Below are 22964 nucleotides of genomic sequence, written 5' to 3' on the forward strand. Positions count from 1 at the left end.
GCCGCCAGCGTTCAATCTGAGCCAGGATCAAACTCTATAGTTCGATCTTGAATTTAAAGTCTTTCGACTGCTCACTCACTTGACGGAATCAAGAAGAATTAATTCTTCCTCATTACTGTTTTTGTGAGCGCTTGATAACTCCGAAGAGTTTGTTCCGAAGAACTGGCTGCTTGCCCTCAAACGCCCACGCTTATCGGCTGTATTTTTTTTAAGGAACCGAGTGCAAAACCGGAAAACCCGATCTTGAATCTCGTTGCTTGCTGCGATCAGCGAAGCCTTGCAGTGTATCACAACTCCCGAGGCACTGCGCAAGAACTTTTGAAGTTTTGCGAGGCAGTCGTTTGCTGCGATGGATCGAACTATAGCATAGGAAAAACCCTAGCCAACCCGCTTCTGACACAAAAGATTCATCTGCCAGCGTGGTCTTTGCCTGGGCTGCGTCCATAGACAGAGATAGAGACAGCGGCCTTACGGCCGCTGTCTCTATGGAGGCCAACGATAATGCAGGCACGATGGCACTGATTACTTTGTTAGACGCTCAATTGGCGTTCGGGCACGTGGCCCTGCTGGACCACGCAAATTTTTCCCTGGAGACCGGCGAGCGCGTCGGCCTGATCGGCCGCAACGGCGCCGGCAAGTCTTCACTGCTCAAGATTCTGGGCGGCCTGGCAAAGGCCGATGACGGCCAGCTTCAGGTGCAGAACGGAGTCCGCATTACCTATGTGGCGCAGGAACCCGACCTGAACCCTGCGCACACCATCTTCGAGTCGGCATCCGACGGCATTGCGGCCGTGATTGCGATTCGCGAGCGCTACCTGGCCGGCGGCGAGGGTGAGGATCTGGACGAGTTGCAGACGCAGATCGAGGCCTATGACGCCTGGAACTGGGAGCAGCGCGTAGAAGAAACATTGCAGCGCCTGCATCTGGACCCGAACGCTGTGGTGGGCAGTCTGTCCGGCGGCACCCGCAAGCGCGTGGCGCTGGCCCAGGCTCTGGTGGCCCGCCCCGATGTCCTGTTGCTCGACGAGCCGACCAACCACCTGGACCTGGACTCCATCGAGTGGCTGGAAGAGCTGCTGATTGCCTTCAAGGGCAGCGTGATCACGATCACCCACGACCGCAGCTTTCTGGACCGCATCGCCACCCGCATCGTGGAACTGGATCGGGGCGTTTTGCGCACCTACCCGGGCAATTTCTCCCAGTACGTGCTGCAAAAGGAAGAGCAGCTCAACCAGGAGGCCGTGATCAACGCCAAGGCGGACAAGCTGCTGGCTCAGGAGGAAGTGTGGATTCGCAAGGGCGTGGAAGCCCGTCGCACCCGCAGCCAGAGCCGCATCAGCCGCCTGCAGGAATTGCGTGCCAGCCGCGCCCAGCGCCGTGATGTGCTGGGCAGCGTGAACATGGATATCGCATCCGGCAAGGGCGACGGCTATCAGGGCAAGATCGTGGCCGAGCTGACCGATGTCAGCAAGTCCTTTGGCGAAAAGAAGATCGTCGAGAAGTTCAGCGGCACCATTTTGCGTGGCGACAAGGTCGGCTTGCTGGGCCCCAACGGCGCAGGCAAGACAACGCTGCTGAAGATGATCCTGGGCGAGCTGGCTCCGGACAGCGGTCAGGTTCGCCTGGGCGGCAATCTGCAGGTGGCCTACTTTGACCAGATGCGCCATCAGGTGAATCTGGATGCCACGCTGGAAGACTTCATCAGCCCTGGCAGCGAGTGGATCGAGATCGGCAACCAGAAAAAGCACGTCAAGAGCTATCTGGCGGACTTTCTGTTCTCTCCGGCGCGTGCGCATTCCCCAGTCCGATCACTGTCAGGCGGCGAGCGCAACCGCTTGCTGCTGGCCCGTTTGTTTGCGCGACCGGCCAATGTTCTGGTGCTGGACGAGCCGACCAACGATCTGGACATCGAGACGCTGGACATGCTGGAAGACCTGCTGCAAAGCTATGACGGCACGGTCTTTCTGGTCAGCCACGACCGCACCTTCCTCGACAACGTGGTCACCAGCACGATTGCCTGGGAAGGCCCCGGCCACTGGCGTGAATACGAAGGTGGCGTGACGGACTGGATGGAGCAATCGCGCCGCAGCAAGGCCATGGCCGAAGCCGCGCAAGCCAAGTCCGCCCCCAAGGAGGAGCCCAAGCCCGTCGCAAGCCGCACCGACGCTGCGGCCAGCCCCAAGAAGAAGCTCAGCTACAAGGATCAGCGCGAACTGGAAGCCCTGCCGGCTACGATTGCCGCACTGGAGACCGAGCAAAAGCAGATTCAGCAAGCGCTGGCCGACGGCAGCCTGTTTGCCAGCGACAACGCCAAGGCCGTCGCCATGCACCAGCGCGATGCGGAGATCGACGAGGCGCTGATGGAGGCGCTGGAGCGCTGGACCTTGTTGTCCGAATAATCAAGCCTCTAAATAAGAGAGCGCCTTGCGCTTGTCAGCTCTTGACTTCAAAGCTCTAGAAGCCTGATGTCATTACCTGACAAGCGCAAGGCGCTCTCTTTTTATGCAATCCTAGATACGGTGATGTACTTGGTCCGAGCCGCCGCGCAGCTTGGTCAGCAGGGCATGAGCAATCTGCGGCAGAGGCAGCACCTCGTCGGCCGCACCATGGGCAATGGCTTCGCGGGGCATGCCGAAGACGATGCAGGTGCTCTCGTCCTGCACCAGGTTGTAGCTGCCGGCATCGCGCATCTCGCGCATGGCGGTGGCGCCATCGGCCCCCATGCCGGTGAGCATGATGCCGTAGGCATTGCGCCCGGCGCTGGCGGCCACGGACTTGAACAGCACTTCCACCGAAGGCTTGTGGCGGTTGACGGGCGGCGCATCATCGACCACGGCCACATAGTTGGCACCGCTGCGCGTGATGGAGAAATGCTTGCCGCCAGGTGCGATATAGGCGTGACCGGGCAGCAAACGCTCGCCATGCGTGGCCTCCTTGACCGTCATCTGGCACAGGCTGTTGAGCCGTGCCGCAAAACTGGTGGTGAAGCCCGGCGGCATGTGCTGGGTGATGACGATGGCCGGACAGTCGGCCGGCAGATGCGTGAGCACCTCACGAATCGCCTCCGTCCCCCCCCGTGGAGGCTCCGATGGCGATGATCTTTTCGGTCGAGATGCGCCCCAGCAGGCTGGGTGCCGCAGGCGCGCGCGGCGCAGCAGGCTTGGCGCCCGCACTCGCTGCCGCAGCCACGCCGTGCGGCACCACCGGCAGGCGGTGCACCTGGGCCACGGCAGCCACGCGGATCTTGTCCACGATCTGGCTGGCCAGCTCCTGCAGGCCGTTGGCCACGCCGACGCGGGGCTTGGCCACAAAGTCGATGGCACCCAGCTCCAGGGCGCGCATGGTGACTTCGGCACCGCGCTCGGTCAGGGTGGAGATCATCACCACCGGCATGGGACGCAGGCGCATGAGTCGCCCGAGGAAATCGATGCCGTCCATGCGGGGCATTTCCACATCCAGCGTGATGACGTCGGGGTTCAGATCGCGGATCATCTCGCGTGCGATCAACGGGTCATTGGCCGAGCCGATGCACTCCATGTCATGCTGGCGATTGATGATCTCGGCCAGAAGACTGCGCACCAGCGCAGAGTCGTCCACCACGATCACCCGGATTTTTGGCTTTAACAACGCTCAACCTTCCTCAAAACAGATCCACCGAGCCGCCCGCCGTATTGCGTGCCACCGCAGCCGCATTACCGCGAGTGATTTCCTGCTGCACCAATGCCTCGGGATGGGCGTGTGCCAGGCGCTTGACCATGGCCTTGCCCGTGGATGGAAAAAACACCACCTTGCGCGGATAGATATCCAGCACGTCCTCGGAGACGATGGGAATGCGCTCGGTTTGCAGATACTCTGTCACAAAACTGGTGTTGCGCTCGCCCACATTCATGGTCGTGAAATTGGCCATGACCTGGGCGCCACCAAAAATCTTGGCCTGCATGGATTCGCGCCGTGCGCCCAGCTTGAGCATCTCGTTGATCAGCAGCTCCATGGCGTACGAACCATAGCGCCCCGAGACATCGCTGCTGTCGCCATCGGGCAGCATGAAGTGGTTCATGCCGCCAATGCGCATGAAGCGATCCCAGAGACAGGCCGCGATGCAGGAACCCAGCACGGTGACGATGGCCATCTCGTCACGCGAGACAAAGTACTCGCCCGGCAACACCTTGGCCGAATTGAGCTGGAAGTGCGGGTCGTAGTAGAAGAACGAGGCCTCGCCCGGCTGGCGCGGCTGGCGCTTGAGCTGCTCCAGCGATGAGACCGGCGCCGGCATGGCCGCATCAGGATAGCCCTGGGGCACGAAGCTGTTGCCGCGCAGGGGCCTGACAGCGCCAGCACCTGGCAGATCCAGCGGAGAGCTCAGATTCCTCATGACTTGCAGCCCTGCCCTTCAGCTTCATTGGCGCTCATAGACGGTCTTGCCCTTGAGCGCGAACAGGTCGCGCGAATCGCTGAAGTTCTCGGCATGACCGACGAACAGCAGCCCACCCGGACGCATCACCTGATGAATGCGCTCCAGCACGCGACGCTGGGTCGGTGCGTCAAAGTAAATCATCACGTTGCGGCAGAAGACGATGTCGAAGCTCTCCCGGAACGGCCAATCTCCGGCGATCAGGTTGACGTTGAGAAAGTCCACCATGCGGCGCAGCTCCGGCTTGACGCGCACCATGCCGGAGTTGGCCGAGCGCCCGCGCAGGAAAAAGCGGTGCAGCCGCTCGGTGCTCACGCCTTTGAGGTTCTCTGCCCGGTAGATGCCGCGCGAGGCGGTATCCAGTACGCGCGAGTCGATATCGCTGGCCATGAGCTGAAAGCTGGCCGAGGCACCGAGACTCTCCACCGCCGTCATCAGGATGGAATAAGGCTCCTCCCCCGTGGAGGCCGCGCTGCACCATACCTTCCAGCCATTGCCGCCGGGTTTATGGCTGCGCAGATGCTGAGCCAGGATGTCGAAGTGATGCTGCTCGCGGAAGAACGAGGTCAGATTCGTGGTGAGAGCATTGACGAATTCCTGCCATTCAGGCCCGTCGTTGATGCTCTCCAGCCAGTCCAGATAGCTGACAAAGCTCTCGTGCCCGGTCTCGCGCAGGCGGCGCGACAGACGGCTGTAGACCATGGCGTGCTTGCCATCATGCAGGCTGATGCCGGCACGCTTGTAGATCAGCGCCTGCACACGGGCAAAGTCGCGGTTGGACCAGACGAACTCGCGCCCCTGCGCCAGCGGTCCGGACATGCCGCCCGGCAGCGCCTCATCGTCCTGCTCAAGCCTGGCAGGAGAGGCGGCGAATGAAGCGCTACGTCCCAGGTTCAGCACACGGACCTCTGGCGCACTCAGGCTTCGGAGGCCACCAGGCCCATGTCGACATTGCCCATGAGCTTCTCGATGTCCAGCAGGATCAGCATGCGCTCCCCCACAGAACCCAGACCCAGAATGCAGCCGCTGTCGATGGCGCTTTCGATATCGGGTGCGGGACGCACGGCATCGGCGGGCAGCTCCATCACATCGCTGACCGAGTCCACCACAATGCCGACCACGCGATTGCGCAGGTTCAGGATGATGACCACGGTAAAGGCGTTGTACTCCACCTCGGAGCAGTTGAAGCGCAGGCGCATGTCCACGATGGGCACGATGGTGCCGCGCAGATTGACCACTCCCTTGATGAACTCGGGTGCGTTGGCAATGCGCGTGGGCTGCTCGTAGCCACGGATTTCCTGCACCTTGAGGATGTCGATGCCGTATTCCTCCTCGCCCAGGCGGAAGGTCAGATATTCGCGGGCACCGGTGGCCACGCCTTCGGCAGTCTTGTTGATGATGTTCATGTCAGCTCTCTCTGCGTTGTTCGGCTCGGCGACGGCTCAGGCCAGCGGCCTCAATGGCGGGTACGGCGCACCAGAGCGCCCGTATCCAGAATCAGCGCAACGGATCCGTCGCCCAGAATGGTGGCGCCCGAGACATTGGGCACCTTGCGGTAATTGCTTTCCAGGTTCTTGACCACCACCTGGTGCTGGCCCAGCAGCTCGTCGACCAGCAGCGCCACGCGGCTGCCTTCGGCCTCGACCACCACCATGATGTTGCTGGTCTGGCTTTCATCGGCGCGCGGCACCTGGAAGGTTCGCTCCAGCGCGATCACCGGCATGTATTCGTCGCGCACCTTGACCAGCTGCGTGCCATTGGCCACGGTGTTGACATCGTCGGCCTTGACCTGGAAGGACTCGACCACCGAGGACAGCGGCAGGATATAGACCTCTTCGCCCACCCCGACGGACATGCCGTCCATGATGGCCAGCGTCAGCGGCAGGCGCACGGCCACCTTCATGCCCACGCCGGCAACGGACTCGATCTCCACCGTGCCGCCCAGCGAGGTGATGTTTCGCTTGACCACATCCATGCCCACGCCGCGGCCCGAGACATCGGTAACCACATCGGCCGTGGAGAAGCCGGGCGCAAAGATCAGCTGCCAGACATCGCTGTCGGGCATGCTGTCGGAGACATCCATGCCGCGCTCGCGCGCCTTGTTCAGAATCCTCTCGCGATTCATGCCCTTGCCGTCGTCGCGCACCTCGATGACGATGGAGCCTCCCTGATGGGATGCCGCCAGCGTCAGCGTGCCATGCTCGGACTTGCCTGCAGCGATGCGGTCCTCGGGCATCTCGATGCCGTGGTCCACGCTGTTGCGCACCAGATGGGTCAGCGGATCGGTGATCTTCTCGACTAGGCCTTTGTCCAGCTCGGTGGCTTCGCCGAGCGTGACCAGATCGATCTTCTTGCCCAGCTTGCCCGCCAGGTCGCGCAGCATGCGCGGGAAGCGGCTGAAAACCGTGGACATGGGAATCATGCGGATCGACATCACGGACTCTTGCAGGTCGCGCGTGTTGCGATCCAGATCGGCCAGGCCGGCCAGCAGCTGCTGATAGGTCGTCGGGTCCAGCCCCTGGCTGTTCTGCGCCAGCATGGCCTGGGTGATGACCAGCTCGCCCACCAGATTGATGAGCTGGTCCACCTTCTTCACATCCACGCGGATGCTGGTGGACTCCATATGCGCAGCGGCAGCCTTGGGTGCGGCCTTCTGCACCGAGCCCCCAGCGCCGCCAATCACGGCATGCTCCTGATTTTGCTGAGCCTCGGGGCTGCCCGGAGCACCCGCAAAAAAACCGTAGGCTTCTTCGGCCGGCAGATTGTGGGGCGGCATGGCGGCTTCTTCATCCACCACGGCTTCCAGCGGCTCGACCACGGGCTCGGTTGCGTTCTGCGGTTGGGCGGCATCGCTGATCTGCACCTGCTCCTTGGAGACATGGAAGACAAACAGATCGCGCAGTTCGTCATCGGTGGACACCGTTCTGACCTTGAACAGGCGGTGATCGGCCTTGGTGCCGACCTGATCCTGAATCGTGCCCAGACCCGGAATATCCCGGAACAGCTCCTTGATGGCGTCGCCCAGCTCCAGCCTGGACAGCGGGCCGATCTCGATCGTCAGCTCGCGCGCACCCTCGGGAGGCTCGGTACCGATCACAGGGCCTGGCTCTGCCACCTGGGCTGCCGCAGGGGCCGGAGCTTGAGCGGGCGTATCCGCCACCACCGCGGCAACAACGGCAGCTGGCTGCACAGGCTCGGCAGCCGCGGCACTGCGGTTGACCTGGGGGATTTCGGTCAGGCCCTGGGCCAGAGCCTCGATGCGCACCACCAGTTCCGCAGTGGAAACCGGTTCGCCCTCGTCACCGGACTGGTGACGTGCCAGCAGGCTGCGGCTGGCGTCCGCAGACTCCAGCAGCACATCGACCATCTCGGGGATGGGCGTGATTTCATGGCGACGCAGGCGGTCCAGCAGGGATTCCATGCGGTGCGTGAGCTCGGTCACATCCGAGAAGCCGAAGGTCGCCGCACCGCCCTTGATGGAGTGAGCGCAGCGGAAAATACCGTTGAGCTCTTCATCGTTGGCGGCCGAAAGGTCCAGGCTGAGCAGCATCTGCTCCATCTGGTCGAGGTTCTCGCTGGCTTCCTCGAAAAAGATTTGATAGAACTGGCTAAGGTCGAAGTCTGCGCCCGAACCTGCGCCATCCTGGTGTGTATCCGCCATGGTGTTTCCTGCTGTGATTCGTTGTTATCGGCTTAACGCAGCACTTTTTGAATAACTTCGATCAATCGATTGGGATCGAAGGGCTTGACCAGCCAGCCCGTGGCACCTGCGGCCCGGCCCGCCTGCTTCATCAGATCGCTGGATTCCGTGGTCAGTATCAAGATGGGCGTGCCCTTGAACTTCGGGTTTTCACGGAGCTTACGCGTGAGACCGATGCCGTCCAGGCGCGGCATGTTCTGGTCGGCCAGCACCAGATCGATGTTTTGCGCCTGTGCTTTTTCCAGCGCATCCACACCGTCGACGGCTTCCACCACCTTAAAACCAGCACTGCTCAACGTGAAAGACACCATCTTTCGCATCGAGGGGGAATCATCAACAGCCAGAATCGATCGCATGTACAGCTCCAACAGACGGGCAACGGAAAACAGGGTAGAAGTTCAAAACAGCTCCACAGAGCCTGCATCCATCTCGCTTTGCGTGACGGGATTGGGCTTTTCGGGCAGGTTTGGCAGACTGATGGCGGACTCCGCCTCATCCTCATCCCTGCCCATGGCGGCAGCCCCGAGCCTGAACGCGCAGGCTTGCAAGGTATGTGCCATATGGGCAATCAGCTGAGATGACATATCGTGAAACTGGAGCTCGGTCACGGCCAGCCGCAACGACTCACGTGCTGTAGCCAGCGCAGCCGAATCGGGCAAGGCCGGCTGCGACAATTGCCCGTTGACTTGCTCGAAGCGCTCCAGCAGATTGTGCGTGGCATGGTCCAGCAGCCCTTCAAGACGCTGCAGATCACGCAGTGTGACCAGCAAGGCATCCTGCAGCTCCGCAGCCACCATCACCGGCACGGCAACTGCAGGCACACCCGAAGGGTTTTGCATTGTCTGCATTGTTACTCCAACTGCGTAAAACCATCATGACAGCCACGCCGCCATGCTCCACGAAATGAACCGCCCGGCAGCCCGCCCCGTGACCGCATGGCCACACTTGACGACTACCCTCGATGTTCCAAAATGTATCCAATGATAGCGTCCTTGGCGATATGCAATTCCGGAATCAGACCTTGAAAATCCTTCATATTGAAGACTCTGTCGCAGATCAGGCTCTGGCACGCCTGAGCCTCAAGCGCGGGCAGCTGCCCTGCACGCTCACGACCGTGGACAGTCTGCAGGAGGTACAGGGCGCCCTTGAGGCACAGGATTTCGACCTGATTCTGGCGGACTATCATCTGCCCGGCTTCACGGCTCTCGACGTCTGGGACCTGGTGCGAACCCGTGCCGATGCCCCTCCTTTTGTGCTGTTGTCGGGCGCCATCGGCGAATCCGCCGCCGTGGACATCATGCGGCTGGGCATCAGCGACTATCTGCTCAAGGACCAGATCAACGGCCTGCCCCATGTCATCAAGCGCGCCATGGAGGTCCATGAGGCGAGGCGAGCCCGCCGCCGCGCCGCACTGCAGCTGGCCGAGTCTGAAAAGCGCCTGGCCGAGCTGACCGAACATCTGCATACCAGCATCGAGCAGGAGCGCGCCAATATCTCGCGCGAGATTCACGACGACATCGGCGGCTCGCTCACTGCCGTCAAGTTTGATCTGGCCTGGCTGATCCGCAACAGCCCCGAGGGCAAGCAGCGCGAGCATGCCAGATCGGCACTGGAGATGCTGGAACACGCCCTGGGCGCCAGCCAGCGCATCATGCAGAACCTGCGCCCGCCCGTGCTGGATCAGGGACTGGTGGCCGCCGTGCAATGGCTGGCCCAGGACTTTGAGCGCCGCACCGGCATACCAGCCCGGTTGCACACCAGCCGTGAGCATATGGAAATAGCACCCACGCAGCAGGTGGTGATCTACCGAACGGCACAGGAATCCTTGACCAATATCAGCAAATACGCACAAGCCAGCCAGGTGACGCTGGATTTGTCCGACCACGAGGGTTTTTTGACACTGGAAGTAACAGATAACGGGGTAGGTCTGAGCCAGGATGATCGCAAAAAGCCTCAGTCTTTCGGACTTCGAGGTCTAAGTGAGCGCGCGCGAACAATTCAAGGTTGGCTGGATGTGAGTAGCCACCCCGGCCGAGGAACCTCTATCATTCTCACCATTCCTCTGGCAGAGATCCAGGCATGAGCCACCCAACCACGCGCTTGTCCGGTCTGCCATCTGACTTCCTGGGAGAGCGACCTTGATTCACGTGGTGCTGTGCGACGACCATGCCATTTTGCGCCGGGGCATACGCGACACCCTGGCAGAGGCGACGGACATCAGCGTCACCGCAGAAGCCGGCAGCTATGCCGAACTGCGTGAGCAACTGCGCGATGCAGCTTGCGATGTGCTGCTGCTGGACATCAATATGCCGGGCCGCAGCGGCCTGGAAGTGCTGGCCAGCGTGCGCGAGACGCATCCGCAGATCCGCGTCATCATGGTCTCCATGTATCCCGAAGACCAGTACGCCTTGCGCAGCATCAAGGCCGGCGCGGCCGGCTATGCCAACAAGGCGGGGGATCCGGTGCTGCTGATCGACGCCGTGCGCACCGTCCACAGCGGACGCAAATACCTGACTGCCGAAGTGGCCCAGATGCTGGCCGACAGCCTGGCCCAGCCCGCCGCTCCCGTGCCGCATGAAACCTTGTCCGAGCGCGAGATGCAGACACTGCTGAAGATTGCCAGCGGTCAGCGCCAGACCGATATTGCGCAGGAGTTGATGCTCAGTCCCAAGACGGTGAGCGTGTACCGGGCACGGGTGCTGGAGAAGCTGGGCATGGGCAGCAACGCGGAGCTGACCGCCTATGCCATCAAGAACGGACTGATAGATACGCCCTGAGCCGCGCGGCGGGTCATCACTGGCTTGCGCGCCCGCATCGAGTCAGTTTTTTCGCTTGAGGCCAAAGCGGTCTTATCCCTTTGCCATAAAGCGCACCAGGCTATCAAACAGATAGTGCTTCGCACTAAACCCCGAAGACTGCCATCCCCTTTTGGAGCAAGGCCACCAGGGGCTGCTCCAGCAAAGGCAGAGTCGCCGTCAGGCCCAGCAGCCCCACAGTCAAGGTGACAGGAAAGCCCACTGCATAGATATTCATCTGCGGCGCGACACGGGAGATGATGCCCAGCACCAGGTTGACGAAGAGCAGCATGGCAATCATGGGCAGGGCAATCCAGAAAGCGCTGGCAAAGATGGCACTGCCCATCTCGTGGATCCGCATCTGGGAGATGGCCTGCAGAAAGTTGCCATCGACGGGGAAGGCCTCAAAGCTCTTGAGAACCGCCATCAGCACCAGCAGATGGCCGTTGATGACGATGAACAGCAAGGTGGCAATCTGCACCATGAAGCGCGCCACGGCACTGAGCTGGGCATTGCTGGTCGGATCGAAGAAAGACGCGAAGTTCAGGCCCATCTGCAGACCTATCACTTCACCGGCGACTTCAATGGCCGCCATCACCAGGCGCACGGCAAAGCCCACGGACAGACCGATCACCACCTGCTGCACCAGAGTGCCCAGTGCCTGGGCCGAGGCAATGCTGACCACCGTCTGCTCGCCCAGCACCGGCTGCGCGCAAAGCGCAACCAGAAAAGCCAGCCCGACCTTGAGCCGCATGGGAATGGCTTTCTGAGAAAACACAGGCGCCGTGGTGAACAGCGCCAGCACGCGCACAAACGGCCAGATCAGTGGCGAGAGCCAGGCGGCAATCTGCGCTTCGCTAAAGGAAATCATCCCACCGAACCTGGAATGCTCTCTATGGTGCGACGAATGAAATCCACCAGCGTGGACAGCATCCACGGCCCTGCCACGGCAAACACCAGCACGGCGGCGATGAGCTTGGGCACAAAAGCCAGCGTGGCCTCATGCACCTGGGTCACGGCCTGAAAGACGCTCACCAGCAGACCCACGCCCATGACCACGCCCAGCACCGGCATGGAGATCATGAGCAGCAGGGTCAGCGCCTCGCGGCCAAAGGTCAGAACAAACTGAGAGGTCATGACGTTCTCTTAAAAATTCAATGAATCAATACGCTTGCAACCGCTGCGGCTCAATGTGCGAGACACCGAGGAAGGGCCGCCCCGTACCGAAGGTGTCGTCCCCTTGGGGGAAGGCGCGGGGCCGCCTAGGCAAGCGTCTCAGGGGGTATCTCATGTCGCAAAGCTCGCCGCCAGAGAGCCGATGATCAGGTTCCAGCCATCGGCCAGCACAAACAGCATGAGCTTGAAAGGCAGGGCCACCAACACGGGCGAAAGCATCATCATGCCCAGCGACATGAGGATGGAAGACACCACCATGTCGATGACCAGAAACGGAATGAAGATCATGAAGCCGATCTGAAAAGCCGTTTTCAGCTCGCTGGTCACAAAGGCCGGCACCAGCACACGCAGAGGTGCTGTTTCCGCCGTGACATTCGCATCCAGCTTGGCCAGGCGCTTGAACAGAGCAAAGTCCGACTGGCGCGTCTGCTTGAGCATGAAGCCGCGCATGGGGGCTTCGGCCTTTTCCATGGCTTGCTCGAAGCTGATGCTGTTTTGCGTATAGGGCAGATAGGCGTCCTGATAGACCTTGTCCAGCGTCGGCCCCATCACAAACATGGTGAGAAACAGCGACAGACCGATCACCACCTGATTGGGCGGTGCGGACTGCGTGCCCAGCGCCTGGCGCAGCAGGCTCAGCACAATGACGATGCGGGTAAAGCCCGTCATCAACAGCAAGATGGCGGGCAGGAACGACAGCGCCGTGAAAAACAGCAGTGTCTGGATGGGCACCGAATAACTGGTGCCGCCCGCGCCCTGGCCTACCAGCAGCGGCAGACTGGCGGGTGCGCCCTGGGCTGCGGCCATCAGGGGCATGGCCAGCAGGACAGCGGCAGCAGCACGAGAGACGAATTTAGACATTTCCAGAATTCCGGGCCGCTTCGTCGGCCTGCGCGCGCATCAGCGAGTCGGTAAACGATGAGACGGCAGGTGAATGGGCTACACGGGCGGATTGCAAAGATGCGGACGGATCTTGCAGCACATGCAGGCATTGGATCTGCTGCGCCGTCACACCAAGCACCAGGCGCACGGCCTGCTCCCCTTCACCCAGTTGCACGGTCACCACCCGCTGCTGCGGGCCAATGGCCAGCGTGCCCAGCACCTGTGCCGGAACTGAGGCTGCACCACGGGCCATCCCCATGCCACGGGGCAGGAGGTTTTTTTGCTGCAGACGACGCACCAGCCAGGGCAATGCTGCCATGACCGCCACAAACAGGACGACCAGCAGCAGCGTGGGCCACATGGAAGGGGCCGCTGCCGCAGAGTTTGCCGCGTTATCAACCACGGCTGACCCGGCGCAGACGCTCGGACGGTGTCACCACGTCCGTCAGGCGGATACCGAACTTGTCATTGACCACCACCACCTCGCCCTGGGCGATCAGGTAGCCGTTGACCAGCACGTCCATGGGTTCGCCGGCCAGAGCATCGAGCTCCACCACCGAGCCCTGGGCCAGTTGCAGAATGTATTTGATGGGCACTTTGGTGCGGCCCAGCTCCACGGACAGCTGAACCGGAATGTCCAGCACCATGTTGATATCGTGCACCGGCACATCGCCATAGCTGCGTGCGGCATCACCCGCCAGCGGGCCGCCCTGGTCGGACAGATCGGGGCCTTCGACGGCCTGGTCATGCTGACGCTGCTCTTCCAGCGCCTCGGCCCAGCCGGAGAACGGATCGTCACCCGCGGGCTTGTTGTTGTCGTCAATTGCCATGCTTCTCTCCCATCCAGCTGGTCTCGCCGCCGCGCAGGCTGCGTTCCACGCGGATTGCATATTTGTCGTTGTGCGTGCCGTACTGGCACTCGAAAACCGGCACCCCACCGATGGAGGCGCGAATCAGCGGCTCGCGGTCGAGCTCGATAAAGTCACCCGGGCGCATGGCCAGCAGCTGCTCCACCGTGGCATCGGCGCGGGCCAGCTCGGCCACCAGCGTGACCTCGGCGGCCTGAATCTCCCGCGTCAGCACCTTGACCCAGCGGCGATCCACCTCGATGGCATCGCCCTGAGTCGACGAATACAGCACATCGCGAATCGGCTCCAGCGTCGCATAGGGCATGCAGATGTGGATGGAACCAGAGATATCGCCGATCTCCAGCTGAAAAGCCGTGGAGACCACGATTTCGCTGGGCGTGGCGATGTTGGCGAACTGCGGCTGCATTTCCGAGCGCTGATAGGCCAGCTCCAGCGGATAGATGCCATGCCAGGCTTTTTTGTATTCCTCGCAGATCACATTGACCATGCGGTTGATCACGCGCTGCTCGGTGGTCGAGAAGTCGCGCCCCTCGATGCGGGTCTGCAGGCGACCCGTGCCGCCGTACAGCGTGTCGATCACGCCGAACACCAGCGAGGGATCGCAGACGATCAGACCATTGCCGCGCAGCGGGCGAATGGCCATGATGTTGAAATTGGTGGGAACGGCCAGCTCGCGCAGAAAGGCGCTATAGCGCTGCACCGTCACCGTGCCGACGGAAACCTCGGGGCTGCGGCGGATGAAGTTGAACAGGCCGATGCGGAAGTTACGGGCAAAGCGCTCGTTGACAATTTCCATGGTGGGCATGCGCCCACGCACGATGCGTTCCTGGCTGGAGATGTCGTAGCTGCGGACCTGGCCGAGATCGACCTCCACCACTTCGGAGCGCTGGCTTTCGCCGGTAACGCCTTCAAGAAGGGCATCAACCTCTTCCTGGGAGAGAAAAGAATCGCTCATGCACTCCCTCCCTGCTTACTGAATGATGAAGCTGGAGAACAGCACGCGACGCACAGGCCCCTTGCGATTGGCACGCGGGCTGTCTTCGTCGGCGTCCTCATCGTCGCGCGAGCGCTTCTTGGCGCTCGGGCCGAAGCCCAGCGGTGCCGAGACCTCGGTCAGAATGTCGGTGGCCAGCTTTTCCTTGCCCTCGCGCGCCAGCAGCTCGTCGGCCGTGCGCTGGGACACCAGCATCAGAATGCCGTTGCGGATGCTGGGCAGATATTGCTTGACGGTGGAAGCCGTCTTCTCGTCGGCCAGCTCCAGCGTGATGCCCAGCTGCACAAAACGATCGCCGCCGGGGTCGGCCAGATTGGCCACCATATTGTCCAGCGGCAGGAAAGTGGGCACTGTGGCTTTGGCACTGACCTCTTCTTCGCCATCGGCGCTGCTGTGCTGGCGCTGCATCATCAGCACATAAGCCGCGGCAGCCACAATGGCCAGCACGGCAACGATGGCCACGATGACGATCAGCTTCTTGCTTTTGGCAGGAGCAGGTGCGACAGGGGCGGCATTGGGATTGGCTGACACGGCGGGTATTCCTCAAGAGTGGGGGACTGCATCCATTCCGCAGCCATTGCCGCGACACGGAAGATCCACGCCTGAATTATTCGCCGCCCGCCCTGCAGACCATTGCCCGAATAAAAGCGCGAAACCCGGCTTCATTCCGGGTTTCGCACCATGTCCGGCTCACCGTTTCCGTGAGCCGGCTCTGATCATTTACACGAAAAGGTCCACGCCGGACTGCACTGGCTGCGCGCCATTGCCTGCGCTGGCCGCACTCATGGGCAGCTCGGCAGCATTGACCGAGACCCGGGCCACCCTGGCCTGGCCGCGCTGGGCTTCCTCGCCCTGGCTGTCGCCCCCGGACCGGGCATCGGCACCGCCCGCATCCACGCTGACGCCGCTCAGATTCAGCCCCTGTGCCTGCAAAAGCTCGCGCAGCTGAGCCTGACCGTCGGCCAGCAGCTGGCGTGCCTGCTCATCGCCTGCGGCAAAGCGCACATGAGCCTCCTGACCGTTCAGCTGCACCTGGACCTGGATAGCCTTGCCCTCATGCTGGATCGACAGCGCGGCATTCTGCGTTTTCTGATGCACCCAGAAGGCCACCTGCTCGGACACTTCCTGCTCACGCTCTGTAGGTGCGGCATCCTGCCCCGCCAGGCTTTGGCCGAAGTCGGAGCTGTTCTGACCGCCGCCCTGCATGCCTGCGCTCGCCGCCCCCATGGCTGCCCCGACGGCAGCCGCTACGGCCTGCAGGTCGGCCCCGCCCTGCACTGCCGCCGTCTTGCCCTGTGGCGCAGCTTCATCCTGCTGGGGCGAGCGGGCCGCACGCAGCAAATCCTTGAGACCTTCCAGGGCCTGCGGCTGCACGGCTGTCATGCCCTGCAGGCTGATGCCTTGCTGCGGCACTGCCTGCGCCTTGTGCACAGCAGACTCAAGGCGCGCAGCAGGCACCTCTTCCGCCGCCGAAGCCAGCGCGCTGTGTCCGCTGTCCTGCCCCTGCGCGGCTGCGTCCTGCTGCGGCTGCAAGACAGCCGCATCAGAATTAATAGCTGCTTGCGGTTGCGTCGTATACGTTTGGGCATGATTTGATTGAAAATCCTTGCCCATGAATGCGGCATGGGCCTCCCCGGGCCCGAGCTGCAAAGCCTGGCGATGGGCCAGTTGCGCGGCATGGCCTCTGCCTGAAAGAAAGTCGGTGGCCACGCCCTGGCGCAGATCGGCATCACCCTGCCCGTCCAGCTGCGCGGTCTGCCCGACCAGGCTCATCCACGGCGCATGACCTTGAGCGATCAGCAGCGCATCCTGCTCGCCTGGCGCCAGCTTCGCGTCCGATGTCTCGGCAGGCTGCTGCGCCGCCTGCGGCAGGCCTGCAGTCACGAATCCGTCCAGCGAAGCCAGCAGCGATGAAAAGCCCTGGCCGGGCTCGCCTGCCGCAGCCGCAGCACTTTTGGCCGAGCTCATGGACTGCGCCATGGCCTTGCCGGTGCGCGATTCGCCGCGCGGCCCATCAATTCTGGTTTCCGCCATGCTCAGGCCTCCTGAAGTTGCAGGCCGAAGCTGCGTCGAAAAAATGCCATGGTGGCGCGCTCGTCGGTATCTTTTTGCTCGCGCCGCATCTGGGCCAGTGCCACATCACGGCGGCGGGCCTGCACCACCTTCTGCAGGCTGGTCACGCGCAACTCTGCCGCCAGCAGGGCCTGACGCGCAGTCTCCAGCCGAATGTCCTGGTCCGCCACCACACGGGTCTGCAAGCCGATGGCGTGCTGCAGGCGCTCCATGAACTGATACTGGTGATGCATGACCTCGGGCTGCACGGCCAGCCCTTCCTGGGCCCCCCAGCGCGCCTGCATCTCCAGGACATAGCCCTGCAGTTGATCCATCTGGGCCTGTGCCGCCTGCTGGGCACGCTGGCGCTCCTGCATGGCGGTGCGGGCCGCGTCACGCTTGCGTTCTGCGGCTTCAATGGCGACGTTCAAGGCATTCAAGGACGACATCTGCGACTCTCCCTCTGGCTAACCCGTTGATGCTCAGCCCCGCTGCATGGCTTGCGCCATGCCTGCCAGGCTTTGCTCCATGCTGGAGCTTTCAAACATGCTTTGCTGCAGAAACCCGGTCATGGCGGGCTGCAGCGCAATCGCCTCGTCCAGCTGCGGATCGGAGCCTGGGACATAGGCGCCGACCTGCACCAGATCGCGTCCCTTCTGGTAGCGCGAATAGACGGCGCGAAAGCGACGCGCCAGCTCGAAATGCTCGCGCGAGACCACGTTGTGCATGACGCGAGACGCCGACTGCTCGATATCGATGGCCGGGTAATGCCCGGTCTCGGCCAAAGCCCGCGAGAGCACGACGTGACCGTCGAGAATGGCGCGGGCCGCATCGGCAATCGGATCCTGCTGATCGTCGCCCTCGGACAGCACGGTGTAGAAGGCCGTGATCGAGCCCACGCCGTGCAGGCCGTTGCCACTGCGCTCCACCAGCGCTGGCAGCTTGGCAAAGCACGATGGCGGATAGCCCTTGGTGGCCGGCGGCTCGCCGATGGCCAGGGCGATTTCGCGCTGGGCCATGGCATAGCGGGTCAAGGAATCCATGAGCAGCAGCACATGCTTGCCCTTGTCGCGGAAATGCTCGGCGATTGCCGTGGCGTAGCTGGCGCCCTGCATGCGCAGCAGCGGCGGCGCATCGGCGGGAGCGGCCACGACCACGGCACGGCTGCGGTCCTGGGCGCCCAGAATGTCCTCGACGAACTCCTTGACCTCACGGCCACGCTCGCCGATCAGACCCACCACGATCACATCGGCCTGGGTGTAGCGCGCCATCATGCCCAGCAGAACGGACTTGCCCACACCCGAGCCGGCAAACAGGCCCAGACGCTGGCCGCGACCCACGGTCAGCAGCGCGTTCAGCGCCTTGACACCGGTATCCAGCGACTCGCGCACGGGGTCCCGGTCCATGGCGTTGATGGGGTTGCGATCCAGCACCTCGGGCACCACGCTGCCCAGCTCGCCCGCATGGTCCAGTGGAATGCCTTGCGAATCCACCACCCGCCCCAGCAAGCCATCCCCCATGGGCAGGCGCAGCACGCCCACGGTCTGGCTGACCTTCTCGGTCTCCATCACGCCCAGCTGGGGCACGGGAACAAAGGGGGCTGCCGGCGTCACCATGGCACCGCTGGACAAACCCTGAATATCGCCCGCAGGCATCAGAAAAGCGCGCTCGCCGGCAAAGCCGACCACCTCGGCCAGCACAGGCTCCTGCCCATGCTGATGAATATGGCATTGCGCCCCCACGGGCACGCGCAGCCCCGAAGCCTCCAACACCATACCGGTCAACCGGGTCAGACGGCCCTGGCATTCCAGCGGCACAGGCTCGGCATAGCGTGCGCGCGCCTGGCTCATGAACTGCTGCCAGGGGTTCATGCCTTGTCTCCGTCATACCAGGTGGAGACCAGGCCCAGAGCAGCCACCGCACGGCGCCAGCGCTTGTCCAGACCTCCGTCGATCTCGGCACCGCCCGACTCCACCTTGACATCGCCAGGGGCAATCGAGGCATCGCCCAGCCACTGGATACGGCTGTGCGCACCATGCTCGGCACGCAGGGCTTCATCGAGCAGTTCAAAGTCTGCGGGGTTCAGACGCACGGTGACCGGACGGCTCTCGTCGACCAGCATGTCCAGCGCCTCGCGAATCACGGGCAGCAAGGCCTGGGGCTGGCTGCGCAGCTCCTGGCGCACCACCTGGCGGGCAATATCGCAGGCCAGATTCAGCAGCTCCTGGGCCATGCCCGACTGCAGCTGCTTGAAGTTGTCTTCCAGGCCCTGCAACACGCCATCGACACGCTGCGCACTCTCGCGGCCCGCACCGTTGATATGGTCGTCCAGATGCTGCTGCCATTGCTGCTGTGTCTGTGTGCGGCCTTCGGCCAGGCCCTGTGCATGGCCCTCGGCTCGTGCCTGCTCCAGCATCTGCTGCAGCTGCTCCTCGTCGAAAGCCGGGGCGGCTGGCTCCGCCGGCTCCACAGCCTGTACCTCTGGTTGCGCCTGCGGTTGATGGGCAATAGAGGGGGAAAAACCGTTGAAATGCTCTACTCCCGCCGGTATGAAGGCCGCTTGCTGTGCTGGCGCGAAGACGCCGCGATCCTGTGCATCCACCGCGCCGAAGCGCCATTGCACCACGGTGCTGTCGTCGATCTCTTCCTGCGGGATAAAGCGCGAGTGCGAGCGCGGAGGCTGGCCCTTAGACATAGCTGTCCTCCGGACCGCTGCCGATGGTTACCTGGCCTTCCTCGACCAGACGACGCACGACCTTGAGGATTTCCTTCTGCTGGGCTTCCACTTCGGACAGACGCATGGGGCCACGGCCTTCCAGGTCCTCGCGCAGCGACTCGGCCGCACGCATGGACATATTGGCCAGAATCTTGTCGCGCACTTCCATGGAGCCGCCCTTGAGCGCCACGATCAGCGTCTCGGACACCACCTCGCGCAGCACCAGCTGCACCGAACGATCGTCGAGCTTAACCAGATCGTCGAAGACGAACATCTTGTCCATGATCTTCTGCGCCAGCTCGGGGTCGTAGTTGCGGATGGTATCGAGCACCGCCACATCGGCATTGCCGCCCATCTGGTTAAGCATTTCGGCTGCAGTCTTGACGCCACCCAGCGAGGTCTTGCGCACCTTGTCGCCACCCGCCAGCACCTTGAACAGCACCTCGTTCAGGTCCTTGAGCGCCGTGGGCTGAATGCCTTCCAGTGTGGCCACGCGCAGCATGACCTCGCTGCGTGCCCGGTCGGGGAACTGCATCAGCACGGCCGCAGCCTGCTCATACTCCAGGTGCACCAGAATCGCCGCCACGATCTGCGGATGCTCGCCGCGCAGCAGCTCGGCCACCGACAGCGGATCCATCCACTTCAGGCTTTCAATGCCCGAGATGTCGCCGCCCTGCATGATGCGGTCGATCAACAACGCCGCCTTGTCATCGCCCAGGGCACGCTTGAGCACCGAGCGCACATAGTCGCTGGCATCGTCCACCAGCAGACTCTGCGAGGCCGCATCGCTGGTGAAGCGGTCGATCACGAAATCCACCTTTTCACGCGTCACGCCACGCATGCGGGCAATCGTCTCGCCCAGCTTCTGCACTTCCTTGGGCGTGAGGTGCTTGAACACCTCGGCCGCCTCTTCCTCACCGAGGGAGACCAGCAAGATGGCAGCGTCGTTCAGACCTCTATCGTCCATATTCAAAACTCTCTACTAGTTATTCAACCGTCCCATGCAGGGGATGCCGAGCAAGGGCCTAGGCGGCCCCGCCGCCCCGCAGCGAGGCATCGCCCCCCTCCCAAAGAGAGAGGGGGGAAGGCGCAACGCGCCTCAGGGGGTGACTTCGTCACCCCTCACCGTTAATCCATGTCTTCACGATGTTCGCCACCGCGATCGGGTTCTGCTTGGCCAGATGACGAGCCTGATCCAGTCGTTCCTGCTCCTTGGTCGGCGACAGCTCCTTCGCAGGTGCGGGCAGAGCAGGTCTATCCAGCGCTTCGGCTTCAATGGCATTGAGCTGTCCGCCGGGGCCGGTATTACGTCCTTTGAGCAAGGGGCGCACCAGGCCCAGCAGGACCAGGGCACCAAACAGAGCCAGCGCAATCGGCACGCCCAGGCTCTTGGCCATGGCCTGAATTTCGGGGTCCTTCCACATCGGCAACTCGGCCGGTGCGGCACCGCTGTCCATGAAGGGAGCGCTGACCAGGTTCACCGAGTCGCCGCGGTCGGCGCTATAGCCCACGGTTTCGCGCACCAGCGTGAGCAGTTGCTCCTGCTGCTGGGCTGTCAGTGGGCGCAGGCCAGAGCTGACTGCGGCTGCCGTTGCCGCTGTCGCCGCATCGGTGCCGGCCGCAGCAGCCAGCGGTGCATTGACCACCACCGCAGCCGTCAGGCGCTTGACGGTACCGGTGCTGCCGCGTGTGACCCTGACGGTCTTGTCCACTTCGTAATTGGTGATGGACTCGCGCTTGTTGCCCTGGCCATTGCCCTGGCCTGCACCAGCAGCCTGCGGCGCAGGATTGGCACCGTTGATGGGCGCGGTGGAGTTCTGGGGTGGCTGGTTGCTGGTCGCGCCAGGCACGCCGGTAGGTGGAGTGGCCGTCTTCTCGCCATTGGTCTCCATCACCTGCTGGCTGCGCACGGCCCCGCCGTCTGCAGACTGGTTGGGACGATGCTGCTCGGAAGTCGATTCGGTCTGGCTGAAGTCCAGCTCGGCCGAAACCTGGGCCTTCACATTGTTCTTGCCGACCACGGGCTCCAGAATGTCCAGAATGCGGCGCACATATTGCTGCTCCACCTGCTGGGTGTAGAGGAACTGCTGCATGTCCACGCCGCCGGCATTGCCGTCAGGCGACTGCGAAAGCAGCTTGCCGGTGTCGTCCACCACGCTGACGGCAGCAGGCTCCATCTCGGGCACGCTGGATGCCACCAGATGCACGATGCCTGCGATCTGGGCACGGTCCAGCATGCGCCCCGGATGCAGGCTCAGCAGCACGGAAGCCGAAGGCTTTTGCTGCTCGCGGAAGAATCCGTTCTGATTGGGCAGGGCCAGATGCACGCGGGCACTCTGCACGGCATTGAGCGCCAGGATGGAGCGCGTCAGCTCGCCTTCCAGACCGCGCTGGAAATTGAGACGTTCCTGAAACTGGGTGATGCCGAACTTGCTGTTCTCCATCAGCTCGAAGCCCGTCACCGAGCCCTTGGGCAGGCCTTGCGTGGCCAGCTTCAGGCGCACATCGTGCACACGGTCTGCGGGGATGAGAATGGCGCCGCCGCCCTCGCTGTACTTGTAGGGCACGTTCATCTGCGTCAGCTGCGCCACGATGGCACCGCCATCCTTGTCGCTGACATTGGAGAACAGCAGTTTGTAATCGGGCTGACGATAGAACACCGCCGCCGCCACCAAGCCTACAGCGACCAGGGCCGCCAGCGCGCCCCAGCGAAGACGTTGGCCACGGTCGAGCGCATTCCAGCGCTGCGCAAGCGCAGGGCGGGGCGCATACGTGGCACCGGGCACGGCATTGGGGACAGGTACTTCAGCTACAGCAGACATCTTGATTCCATGGTGTCAGACCCCACACGAGGTCTAGCGTCCTGTGGATTATTCGGACTCGGGCCGGCGGCGTTCCCCCGATAAGCAAGCCGATTCACCCACTTATTGCCCGTCTGCGATCAAGCGAAAAACCTACGATCACCTCCAACTCACCAAGCCAGTTGGATAAAGATATGGACCTGAAGATCCCAGCAATCAACCCCGCCCAACTGGGCAACCAGCTCACCAAGGTCGGCAGCGCCGGCACTGCGCCCGTAGCCGGCGGCTTTGGTCAGGCCCTGCAAAATGCACTGCAATCGGTGAGCGCCGCTCAAAACCATTCCGGCCAGCTGCAGCGCGAAGTGCAGCTGGAAAACCCCGCCGTCAGCCTGGAACAGACCATGGTGGCCATGCAAAAATCGCAGATCGGCTTTCAGGCTACGCTTCATGTGCGCAACCGCCTGGTGCAGGCCTACTCCGATGTAATGAATATGCAGGTGTGATCGGCGCAACGCCGCACATCGCTCAAAAGGCAGATTGCCCTCCAAGGCTTGCCCGCATGTTGTGA

23 protein-coding genes and 1 pseudogene are annotated in these 22964 nt (G+C 62.6%); 4 read left to right on the plus strand and 20 right to left on the minus strand.

Annotated features, from left to right (window positions below; all coding sequences use genetic code 11):
- Positions 1-512 precede the first annotated feature (512 nt).
- Entirely contained in the window at positions 513-2399 is a 1887-nt protein-coding gene (locus V8Z78_RS18165) for an ATP-binding cassette domain-containing protein (protein ID WP_057094856.1), read from the plus strand.
- A gap of 111 nt (positions 2400-2510) precedes the next feature.
- On the opposite strand, the pseudogene V8Z78_RS18170 reads toward V8Z78_RS18165, so the two are convergent.
- The 7 genes and pseudogenes from V8Z78_RS18170 to V8Z78_RS18200 all read right to left on the minus strand — a co-directional run bounded on the left by V8Z78_RS18170 (position 2511) and on the right by V8Z78_RS18200 (position 8959).
- Positions 2511-3627: pseudogene (locus V8Z78_RS18170) on the minus strand (protein-glutamate methylesterase/protein-glutamine glutaminase).
- 13 nt (positions 3628-3640) lie between these two features.
- On the minus strand, positions 3641-4372 hold the full coding sequence (cheD, locus tag V8Z78_RS18175; RefSeq protein ID WP_046461408.1) for a chemoreceptor glutamine deamidase CheD: 732 nt from the start codon (positions 4370-4372) through the stop codon (positions 3641-3643).
- A 24-nt stretch (positions 4373-4396) separates the two neighbouring features.
- A complete protein-coding gene (locus V8Z78_RS18180) occupies positions 4397-5311 on the minus strand; it encodes a CheR family methyltransferase (protein ID WP_003065440.1) in 915 nt (304 codons plus the stop codon).
- Between the two features lie 17 nt (positions 5312-5328).
- On the minus strand, positions 5329-5817 hold the full coding sequence (locus V8Z78_RS18185) for a chemotaxis protein CheW (protein ID WP_003077929.1): 489 nt from the start codon (positions 5815-5817) through the stop codon (positions 5329-5331).
- A 50-nt stretch (positions 5818-5867) separates the two neighbouring features.
- The gene (locus V8Z78_RS18190; protein WP_349731872.1) at positions 5868-8072 is read right to left on the minus strand and encodes a chemotaxis protein CheW; all 2205 of its coding nucleotides are present in this window, start codon (positions 8070-8072) and stop codon (positions 5868-5870) included.
- A 32-nt stretch (positions 8073-8104) separates the two neighbouring features.
- The gene (locus V8Z78_RS18195; RefSeq protein ID WP_003059121.1) at positions 8105-8467 is read right to left on the minus strand and encodes a response regulator; all 363 of its coding nucleotides are present in this window, start codon (positions 8465-8467) and stop codon (positions 8105-8107) included.
- A gap of 42 nt (positions 8468-8509) precedes the next feature.
- Positions 8510-8959 (minus strand): hypothetical protein, encoded by a 450-nt coding sequence (locus tag V8Z78_RS18200; protein WP_003065446.1) that lies wholly within the window; start codon positions 8957-8959, stop codon positions 8510-8512.
- Between the two features lie 113 nt (positions 8960-9072).
- Here V8Z78_RS18200 and V8Z78_RS18205 point away from each other — a divergent pair, with 113 nt between their 5' ends.
- Both V8Z78_RS18205 and V8Z78_RS18210 read left to right on the plus strand, forming a co-directional pair.
- The gene (locus V8Z78_RS18205; protein WP_349731873.1) at positions 9073-10194 is read left to right on the plus strand and encodes a hybrid sensor histidine kinase/response regulator; all 1122 of its coding nucleotides are present in this window, start codon (positions 9073-9075) and stop codon (positions 10192-10194) included.
- Between the two features lie 55 nt (positions 10195-10249).
- Positions 10250-10888: a response regulator gene (locus tag V8Z78_RS18210; RefSeq protein ID WP_003065450.1), complete on the plus strand. Its 639-nt coding sequence runs from the start codon at positions 10250-10252 to the stop codon at positions 10886-10888.
- Between the two features lie 124 nt (positions 10889-11012).
- On the opposite strand, the gene fliR is transcribed toward V8Z78_RS18210, so the two are convergent.
- The 13 genes from fliR to fliF all read right to left on the minus strand — a co-directional run bounded on the left by fliR (position 11013) and on the right by fliF (position 22417).
- A complete protein-coding gene (gene fliR / locus V8Z78_RS18215; protein ID WP_349731874.1) occupies positions 11013-11777 on the minus strand; it encodes a flagellar biosynthetic protein FliR in 765 nt (254 codons plus the stop codon).
- Positions 11774-12043 (minus strand): flagellar biosynthesis protein FliQ, encoded by a 270-nt coding sequence (gene fliQ / locus V8Z78_RS18220; protein WP_003059126.1) that lies wholly within the window; start codon positions 12041-12043, stop codon positions 11774-11776. The genes fliR and fliQ overlap by 4 nt, the downstream gene beginning before the upstream one ends.
- A gap of 150 nt (positions 12044-12193) precedes the next feature.
- Entirely contained in the window at positions 12194-12943 is a 750-nt protein-coding gene (gene fliP / locus V8Z78_RS18225; RefSeq protein WP_003065455.1) for a flagellar type III secretion system pore protein FliP, read from the minus strand.
- On the minus strand, positions 12936-13325 hold the full coding sequence (locus V8Z78_RS18230) for a FliO/MopB family protein (RefSeq protein WP_349731875.1): 390 nt from the start codon (positions 13323-13325) through the stop codon (positions 12936-12938). Before V8Z78_RS18230 ends, fliP begins: the two co-directional genes overlap by 8 nt.
- A gap of 34 nt (positions 13326-13359) precedes the next feature.
- The gene (gene fliN / locus V8Z78_RS18235; RefSeq protein WP_003059131.1) at positions 13360-13794 is read right to left on the minus strand and encodes a flagellar motor switch protein FliN; all 435 of its coding nucleotides are present in this window, start codon (positions 13792-13794) and stop codon (positions 13360-13362) included.
- On the minus strand, positions 13784-14788 hold the full coding sequence (gene fliM / locus V8Z78_RS18240) for a flagellar motor switch protein FliM (protein ID WP_003065459.1): 1005 nt from the start codon (positions 14786-14788) through the stop codon (positions 13784-13786). Before fliM ends, fliN begins: the two co-directional genes overlap by 11 nt.
- 15 nt (positions 14789-14803) lie before the next feature.
- Positions 14804-15358 carry a flagellar basal body-associated FliL family protein gene (locus V8Z78_RS18245; protein ID WP_314353119.1) on the minus strand — a complete coding sequence of 185 codons (555 nt, stop codon included), beginning with the start codon at positions 15356-15358 and terminating at the stop codon, positions 14804-14806.
- A gap of 189 nt (positions 15359-15547) precedes the next feature.
- On the minus strand, positions 15548-16861 hold the full coding sequence (locus tag V8Z78_RS18250) for a flagellar hook-length control protein FliK (RefSeq protein WP_349731876.1): 1314 nt from the start codon (positions 16859-16861) through the stop codon (positions 15548-15550).
- Between the two features lie 2 nt (positions 16862-16863).
- Entirely contained in the window at positions 16864-17328 is a 465-nt protein-coding gene (fliJ, locus tag V8Z78_RS18255) for a flagellar export protein FliJ (protein WP_046461416.1), read from the minus strand.
- 33 nt (positions 17329-17361) lie between these two features.
- Positions 17362-18750: a flagellar protein export ATPase FliI gene (gene fliI, locus V8Z78_RS18260; protein WP_003065468.1), complete on the minus strand. Its 1389-nt coding sequence runs from the start codon at positions 18748-18750 to the stop codon at positions 17362-17364.
- Positions 18747-19574: a FliH/SctL family protein gene (locus V8Z78_RS18265; RefSeq protein WP_179627168.1), complete on the minus strand. Its 828-nt coding sequence runs from the start codon at positions 19572-19574 to the stop codon at positions 18747-18749. Before V8Z78_RS18265 ends, fliI begins: the two co-directional genes overlap by 4 nt.
- Positions 19567-20562 carry a flagellar motor switch protein FliG gene (fliG, locus tag V8Z78_RS18270; protein ID WP_003059149.1) on the minus strand — a complete coding sequence of 332 codons (996 nt, stop codon included), beginning with the start codon at positions 20560-20562 and terminating at the stop codon, positions 19567-19569. Before fliG ends, V8Z78_RS18265 begins: the two co-directional genes overlap by 8 nt.
- A gap of 148 nt (positions 20563-20710) precedes the next feature.
- The gene (fliF, locus tag V8Z78_RS18275) at positions 20711-22417 is read right to left on the minus strand and encodes a flagellar basal-body MS-ring/collar protein FliF (RefSeq protein WP_003065474.1); all 1707 of its coding nucleotides are present in this window, start codon (positions 22415-22417) and stop codon (positions 20711-20713) included.
- Between the two features lie 173 nt (positions 22418-22590).
- Between fliF and fliE the strand changes: the two genes are divergently transcribed.
- Complete coding sequence (gene fliE, locus V8Z78_RS18280) at positions 22591-22899, plus strand: flagellar hook-basal body complex protein FliE (protein WP_003065477.1); 309 nt, start codon at positions 22591-22593, stop codon at positions 22897-22899.
- Positions 22900-22964 lie beyond the last annotated feature (65 nt).

The organism is Comamonas sp. wu1-DMT (assembly GCF_040187805.1).
GTDB lineage: Bacteria > Pseudomonadota > Gammaproteobacteria > Burkholderiales > Burkholderiaceae_C > Comamonas > Comamonas thiooxydans.